We start from the raw sequence: 6,837 nt of genomic DNA, 5'->3' as shown, positions 1-6,837 counted from the left end.
AGTTCAGCAACGATGAGGTCTTTGATTTGGGTGATGCGTTCTGTGGTAGACTTCATTTGGGAGTCCTTTGGTGAGAGATAGATGATGCGTTTATCTCTGTTATACCAGAGGACTCCTTTTCTACAACATTTGAGTGCTCCCGGCGGTGGTTTTTAGATGCCGCTCTCACTCTGCTGCCTTTCCCATAGGGGGAAGGGGGGGCTCTCCTGCGGGAATGCCTTAATGCGCCTTTCAGCGTCGTTTTTTACGGCCACCGGGGGCGGTGTAATAGGGCGGCGCACTGATGAGGAAGATGCGGCTCAGGCGCGGGTCTAACATACGGGAACGCAGGCGAGCGTCAATGTCTTCCAGCGGCAGGGCGGTGGTGATCACCGTAGGGAGTTCGGCGTTGTAGCGGTAATTGAACAACTGGTAGAGTTTTTCGCGTGCCCAAGGAGTGGTGGCCTGGGTGCCCAGGTCGTCTAAAATGAGCAGCGGCGCGCTGCGAATTTCCTCGAAGCGGCGGTCGTAAGTGACCGTGCTGTTGGGGTTGAAAGTGGCCCGCAGGTGGTCGAGCAGGTCGGGCACCCCCACGAAAAGCGGGGGAAAGCCCATGCCGGCGCGGTAATTGGCAATGGCTGCTGCCAGGTGGGTTTTGCCGTTCCCGTAAGGGCCAGTGAAAATCAGCCACCCTTCGGGGGCTTCGGCAAAAGTGCGTGCGGCTTCGAAGGCTTTCCGCAGGCTTTCGGCGTCGCGGGCGGGCAGCCGTTCATCTTCCCGCAGGCTGAAATTGCCGAAAGTGTATTTGCTCATCAATGCCAGGGTGGAGAGGTCGGAGTGGCCGGTGTCGTCGGTGGGGCGGCGGTAATCGGGGGCCTGGATGTGAAGCCGGGTGACCAGTTCAGGGTCTTGCAGGCGGGAACGCAGGCGCGGTTCGATTTCGTTTAGCAGCAAGTTGGTGGTGATGACCGTGGGCATGTGGTTGATGTAGCGGAAGTTGAGGATTTGGAAGAGTTTTTCCTGCGCCCACGGCGTGGCGCTTTGGGTGCCGAAGTCGTCCAGCACCAGCAGCGGCACCTGGCGAATTTCTTCGAAGCGCTCCTCGAAAGAATCTGTGGGGTTGCCATACGCGAAGCGCAGGAAGTCCAGCAGATCGGGCACGGTGAGGAAGAGGGTGGGGGTGCCTCGGCTGACGACGTCGTTGGCAATGGCGGCGGCGAGGTGGGTTTTGCCGCAGCCGTAGCCGCCCATGAGCAACAGCCAGCCTTCAGGACGCTCGGCGAACTGGCGCGCGGTGTTGTAGGCCTGTTCCAGCGAGGCGGCTTGCACCGGGCCAATGCCGATGCGCCCGCGAGGCTGAAAGGTCTCGAAAGTGAGGTGGCTGAGTTCGTCGAGGTGGCTGAGGGCAAAGAGGCGCTTACGGCGGCGCTCGTCGAGCGATTCGTAACGGCACACGCAGGGCACCACTTTGCCAAAAAGGGGGTGGTCGGGAGGTACGTCAAAACGCACATACCCCACGCCGCCACATACCTGGCAGTTGGGGTCGCCGGGAAGCAGGTGGCGGGGTTTATTCGTAGAAGTCGGCGAATTTGTCGTTGAGGTAGCGGCGGCGATCCTCTTCAGGATCTCCTCCAAGGGTTCGGTCATGGCGTCCCTCTTTTTGCCAGCGGGTGAGGATGGCTTCCACGTAACGCCAGTTGCGGGCGTTGTGGGCAACGGCGAGGCGGAAGGCTTCTTCGATCCACTCGTAGGGGTAAGTGGCCTCGGCCTCTTCGAGTTGTTCGGCGAGGAGAGGCGTGATGGGGCCGATGTGTTCTTCGTAGAGCCGGAAGATGTTAGGGCGTTCCAGGTAGAGGTGCACCGGAGCGGCGGGGTCGGGGGAAGGCCGCCAGTGTCCGGCTCGCACGGCGTCGGCAGCCGCGCGCCCCCGCGGGGTGTTGAGAAAATACAGGGCTACGGTTTCATCCCCAAGGGTGATGGTTTCCTGCAGAAAGACGCCCCGGGCCACGGCTCGCGCAAGAGCGTCGTCGAGGGTGCTTTCCCGCCGGGCGGCCTCGCTTTCCAGCCCGGCCATGAAAGGCTCGTCGGCGAGGAAATCGGCCCGTGTCAGGTAGCGATAGCGCCCCTCGGCCTGGCTCAGCCGCCAGAAGGCGTAGAGCACCACTTTGAGTTCGCCGAGGTGGTCAATCTCCGGCAAGAGGCGGGTGAAAAACGGCGCCGGGATGGGCACCAGCAGCACCTTGCCGGGGGGAAAGCCGGAAAAAGGCATGGCGGCACCTCGGAGGGTTTAGCGCATCAGCACGCTGGGGTCAATGTGTTGGTGGGCGGCGTCTAAAAAGCGCGCCAGTTCTTTCTGGAAGACCAGTTCCACCTTGCCCGTGGGGCCATTGCGGTGTTTGGCGATGATGACTTCGGCAATCCCCTCTTTTTCGGTTTCTTCGTCGTAAACTTCTTCGCGGTAGAGGAACATCACGACGTCGGCATCTTGTTCCAGCGAGCCCGATTCGCGCAGGTCGGAGAGCATGGGGCGCTTGTCGGTGCGTTGTTCCACCGCGCGGGAAAGCTGGGCCGCGGCCAGCACCGGCACATTCAACTCGCGAGCCAGGGCTTTCAGGTTGCGAGAAATTTGAGAGACTTCCTGCACGCGGTTTTCCGAGCGGGTGCCGCTGCTCATCAATTGCAGGTAGTCCACCATGATGAGGTCGAGACCATATTCCATGTGCAGGCGGCGGCATTTGGTGCGCAATTGGATGGGGGTGATGGCCGGGGTGTCGTCCAGGAAAATGGGCGCCTGGCTGAAAGCGTCGACAGCCTGGGAGATTTTGTCCCACTCGGCGGCGCTGATTTCGCCGGTGCGCAGCCGTTGCGAGTCGATGCCGGTTTCCTGGGCCAGCAGGCGCTGCACCAGTTGCTCGTTGGACATTTCCAGCGAGAAGATAGCCACCCGCTTGCGGTGGCGTTGGGCGGCGGTTTTGGCAATGCTGAGCAGGAAAGCCGTTTTGCCCATGCCGGGGCGGCCGGCTACGATGATGAAGTCAGAGGGCTGGAAGCCGCTGAGGAGTTTGTCCAGGTCAATGAAACCGGTGGGAATGCCGAGGGCTTCACCCTGGTGGGTGCGTAAGTGGTCGAGGTAGTCGTAGTAGGCGCTCAGCACCTCGCGGAAGGGCTTGACGCCGCGAGTGATGCGCCGCTCACTGACGTTGAAGAGGGTCTTTTCTGCCTCGTCGAGGATGGCTTCTACGCCGAGGTCACGCTGGTGAGCCAACTGGGCGATGCGCTCGGCGGCGGCTAACATGCGGCGGCGCACTGAGGTCTCTTCTACCAGGCGCGCGTAGTGAGGCGCGTGGAGGGAAGAAGGGACGTCGGTGGTAAGTTTGATCAGGTAAGCCCGGCCGCCCACTTCGTCCAGGTGCCCCGCCCGTTCCAGTTCTTCCATCACAGTGAGGATATCTACCGGTTGGCGTTCCTCGCTCAGCCGCGCGATGGCTTCCCAGATCCAGCGGTGGCGAAGGATGAAGAAATCTTCGCCTTTGAGGATCTGGGCCACTTCGGGGTAAATATCAGGCGAAATAAGCACCGCCCCCAGCAAAGCAGCCTCGGCCTGGGTGTCGTGGGGGGCGAGCATGGCCTGAGGGGCTTCGTCGGGCGGGGGTGTTTCGTCGGGTAGGGTCATGATTTGTCGTCTTCTTCCGGTTGGTCGGACTCGCTATCGGGCTTTTCCAGGTCGTCGAGGTCAATTTTTTCGAGGAAGTCAGCGAAAACGGAGAGGCGGTCTTCGTCGGCGGCGTCAGGGGCTGCGTTTCCCGGCGGGGCAGGCGGGGGCGAAGGGGGGGCTGCGGCCGGCGGCTGAGCCTGGGTGCTTTCCGGAGGTGGTGGGGTGGGTTCGCCTTCGCCGCCTTCTTCCATGGCTTCGTCGGGAACGATGGCGGCCTCTTTCATCACTTCGCGGGCGACGTAAATCGGCACGTGGGCGCGGACGGCCAGTGCGATGGCATCGGAAGGGCGGGCGTCAATGTTGTACACGCGGCCCTGATGGGAGACGACCAGGTTGCCGTAGAACGTGTTCTCTTTCAGCGAGGTGACTTCAACCCGTTCCAGCCGTGCCCCGAGCACATCGAGGATGCGGCGCATGAGGTCGTGGGTCATGGGGCGGGCGAGTTCCACTTCGTGTAAGGCCAGTTGGATGGCGTTGGCTTCGAATGCGCCAATCCAGATCGGCAAATAGCGGTTGGCGTGGCGTTCGCGCAGCAAAATGACCTGTTGTTGCGATACCAGGCTCACGCGGATGCTGTCGATGACGACTTCTACCATGTCGGACATGCTTCTCTCCTCACGGATAAGGCTGAAGGCAGCCGTTGGGGCATCTTTATTCTATCATCTTTCGCCGGCGAGGGCCGGGGCAATTACGGCACGTGGAGGCCGTAAATTCGCGCGGCGAGGCGGCAAAATCTCAGGGTTTAGTGTTGAGCAGCGTATTTCCCGCTCCACGTGCTTATCCAAAACTGAGGTTACAAAAGTACGCCCGGTGCTCGACGACGCGTTGCGGTTGTCTTGGTATAATTGGGGCAACAAATCCCCCCTGGTGGTGATGCTTTTTCGCGAGGTCGCTGATGGATGGCGCTTTGATTCTGTTTTTACTCCTTGGACTTGCAGGTGGTTGGGTGTTGGGACTGTTGGTGGGTTGGTTTTTCGGCAAACGCAGTGCCCCGCCTCGCGCTGCTGCCGAGGCCAGTGTTGCGCCGTCGGAAGCGAAAGCATCACCGCCATCGCTGGGGTTGATGTTGCGCCGTCGCGAGGATGGCCTGGAAGTGACGCTGGATGGTGTGGCTTATCGGCGTTACGCCACCATGCCTGCCGATAGCCGCCGCCGGTTGGTGGCTTATTTGCGGCTGGTGGGAGCGTGGATGGAAGGTAAATCCACGCGCGAGATGGTCACTGCAGCCACACCCCAGCGTAAGCCAACGCCGACGACTGCTCCCCCCATGCAAGGGAATGGCGCCGGAGAGGGGGCGGCGTCGCAGCGCATGATCGAACAGATTGACGAGATCGTGCAGCGTTTGCAGGCAGAAACTGATCTGCCCGAACCGGTACGGGTGGTGGGGGGACTCAAAGGGGGCGTCAATATTCTGGTCGGCTTGAAGCGATATGAGCATATCGAAAGTATCCCGGATGAGGCTGTGCGGGCGCTGGTGCGCCGCGCAGTGCAAATTTGGGAAAGCCGACAGTAGCTCAAGGCTCTCTTCGCGCGCGCAAAACGCGGGTTAAAGCGCACCGCGAGGCCATCGGCTCAAGCCGCTCCTGGCAACCTGTTTTGCCTTAAAAAGCAAACCGGGCGTTCACTTTTCGCGCACAGTGAATGCCTTCGCGCGTTTAACGCCTTGTGGTGGCTCTTGCTTCCCTGCTGCTTTTCGCCCGTGGAATGTTTTTGTCGGTACGCAGCCCAAACCCTAAGTGACAAGGAGGAATGTATGTCTGATTGGAAAAAGTCTCGTGATTCCCGTTATCAACCTGTCACAATTCACAATATCGTCAAGCACCCTCTTTGGCAGCGCCTCAGCCCTGACCTGCGCGAGGCCATAGAAGTCACGGCGCGGGTGCTGCCTTTCCGCTCCAACGCGTATGTCATTGAAGCGTTGATTGATTGGGAGCGCGTGCCCGAAGACCCTATTTTTCAACTCACTTTTCCCCAGCCGGGCATGCTGGATAAAGAAGATTTCCTCGCCGTCCGGGATATGCTCAAGCAGGGGGCTTCGCCTGCGGCGGTGCTTGCCAAAGCCAACGAAATTCGCCTGACCAAACTCAACCCCCACCCGGCGGGGCAAATGACTCACAACGTGCCTTTGCTGGATGGCGAACCGCTGCCGGGAGTGCAGCACAAATATCGGGAAACTGTGCTCTTCTTTCCCGCGCAGGGGCAAACGTGTCATGCTTACTGCACTTATTGTTTCCGTTGGGCGCAGTTTGTCGGTGTTCAGAAACTCAAGTTCGAATCTCGCCAGACGGAACGCTTTGTGGAATACCTCAAGCGGCACAAGACCGTCACCGACGTGCTCTTTACTGGCGGCGACCCGATGGTCATGAAAGCCCGTGCCCTGCGGGGGTACATCGAGCCGCTGCTGGCGCCGGAACTGGAACACATCCGTGATATTCGCATTGGCACCAAGTCGCTTGCTTATTGGCCGCAACGTTTTGTCACCGACGAGGACGCCGATGACATTTTGCGGCTGTACGAACAGGTTGTCAGAGCCGGGAAGCACCTGGCGGTGATGGCGCATTTCACCCACCCGCGCGAGATGTCCACGCCCATTGTGCAGGAAGCCATTCGCCGCATCCGCGCGACCGGGGCAGAAATTCGGATGCAGGCGCCGATTGTGCATCCGATCAACGACAACCCGGAGGTGTGGGCGACCATGTGGCGCGAGGGCGTCAAATTGGGGATGATTCCCTACTATATGTTCGTGGAACGCGATACCGGCCCGAAGAATTACTTTGAAGTGCCGTTGGTGCGGGCGCAGGAAATCTTCCGCGCGGCTTATCAGCAGGTGAGCGGGCTGGCGCGTACCGTGCGAGGGCCTTCCATGTCGGCCTGGCCGGGCAAGGTGCGCATTGTAGGCCCGGCGGAAATCCGCGGCGAGAAGGTGCTGGTGCTGGAATTCCTGCAGGCGCGCAACCCCGATTGGGTGGGGCGGCCTTTCTTTGCCCAATACGACCCCAACGCCACCTGGCTGACGCACCTCAAGCCTGCCTTTGGCGAGGAAAAGTTCTTCTTCGAGCGAGAAGAACCCATTGCCTGGTGGCACATGGAAGACACTCCCATTGCCGTGGAAGAGGCGGTGATGGCGTAATTGTGCCTTGTGG

At 60.5% G+C, this 6,837-nt stretch carries 6 protein-coding genes; 2 read left to right on the top strand and 4 right to left on the bottom strand.

Going from position 1 to position 6,837, the window contains the following annotated elements; genetic code table 11:
* Positions 1–231: 231 nt before the first annotated feature.
* The 4 genes from ENJ54_11920 to ENJ54_11905 are packed head-to-tail and all read right to left on the bottom strand — an operon-like array spanning position 232 to position 4,299.
* Positions 232–1,626 (bottom strand): AAA family ATPase, encoded by a 1,395-nt coding sequence (locus tag ENJ54_11920; protein ID HFC10538.1) that lies wholly within the window; start codon positions 1,624–1,626, stop codon positions 232–234.
* Positions 1,547–2,248: a DnaD domain protein gene (locus ENJ54_11915; protein HFC10537.1), complete on the bottom strand. Its 702-nt coding sequence runs from the start codon at positions 2,246–2,248 to the stop codon at positions 1,547–1,549. The genes ENJ54_11920 and ENJ54_11915 overlap by 80 nt, the downstream gene beginning before the upstream one ends.
* An 18-nt stretch (positions 2,249–2,266) precedes the next feature.
* Positions 2,267–3,604: a replicative DNA helicase gene (dnaB, locus tag ENJ54_11910; GenBank protein HFC10536.1), complete on the bottom strand. Its 1,338-nt coding sequence runs from the start codon at positions 3,602–3,604 to the stop codon at positions 2,267–2,269.
* Between the two features lie 44 nt (positions 3,605–3,648).
* On the bottom strand, positions 3,649–4,299 hold the full coding sequence (locus ENJ54_11905) for a bifunctional nuclease family protein (protein HFC10535.1): 651 nt from the start codon (positions 4,297–4,299) through the stop codon (positions 3,649–3,651).
* 290 nt (positions 4,300–4,589) lie between these two features.
* Between ENJ54_11905 and ENJ54_11900 the strand changes: the two genes are divergently transcribed.
* Positions 4,590–5,207 carry a hypothetical protein gene (locus tag ENJ54_11900; protein ID HFC10534.1) on the top strand — a complete coding sequence of 206 codons (618 nt, stop codon included), beginning with the start codon at positions 4,590–4,592 and terminating at the stop codon, positions 5,205–5,207.
* Positions 5,208–5,495: 288 nt separating this feature from the next.
* The gene (locus ENJ54_11895; GenBank protein HFC10533.1) at positions 5,496–6,824 is read left to right on the top strand and encodes a 4Fe-4S cluster-binding domain-containing protein; all 1,329 of its coding nucleotides are present in this window, start codon (positions 5,496–5,498) and stop codon (positions 6,822–6,824) included.
* The last annotated feature ends 13 nt before the right edge of the window (positions 6,825–6,837 follow it).

The organism is Chloroflexota bacterium (genome assembly GCA_011322445.1).
In the GTDB taxonomy this organism is placed as follows: domain Bacteria; phylum Chloroflexota; class Anaerolineae; order Anaerolineales; family DRMV01; genus DRMV01.
This window is presented reverse-complemented; position numbering and strand designations above follow the sequence as displayed.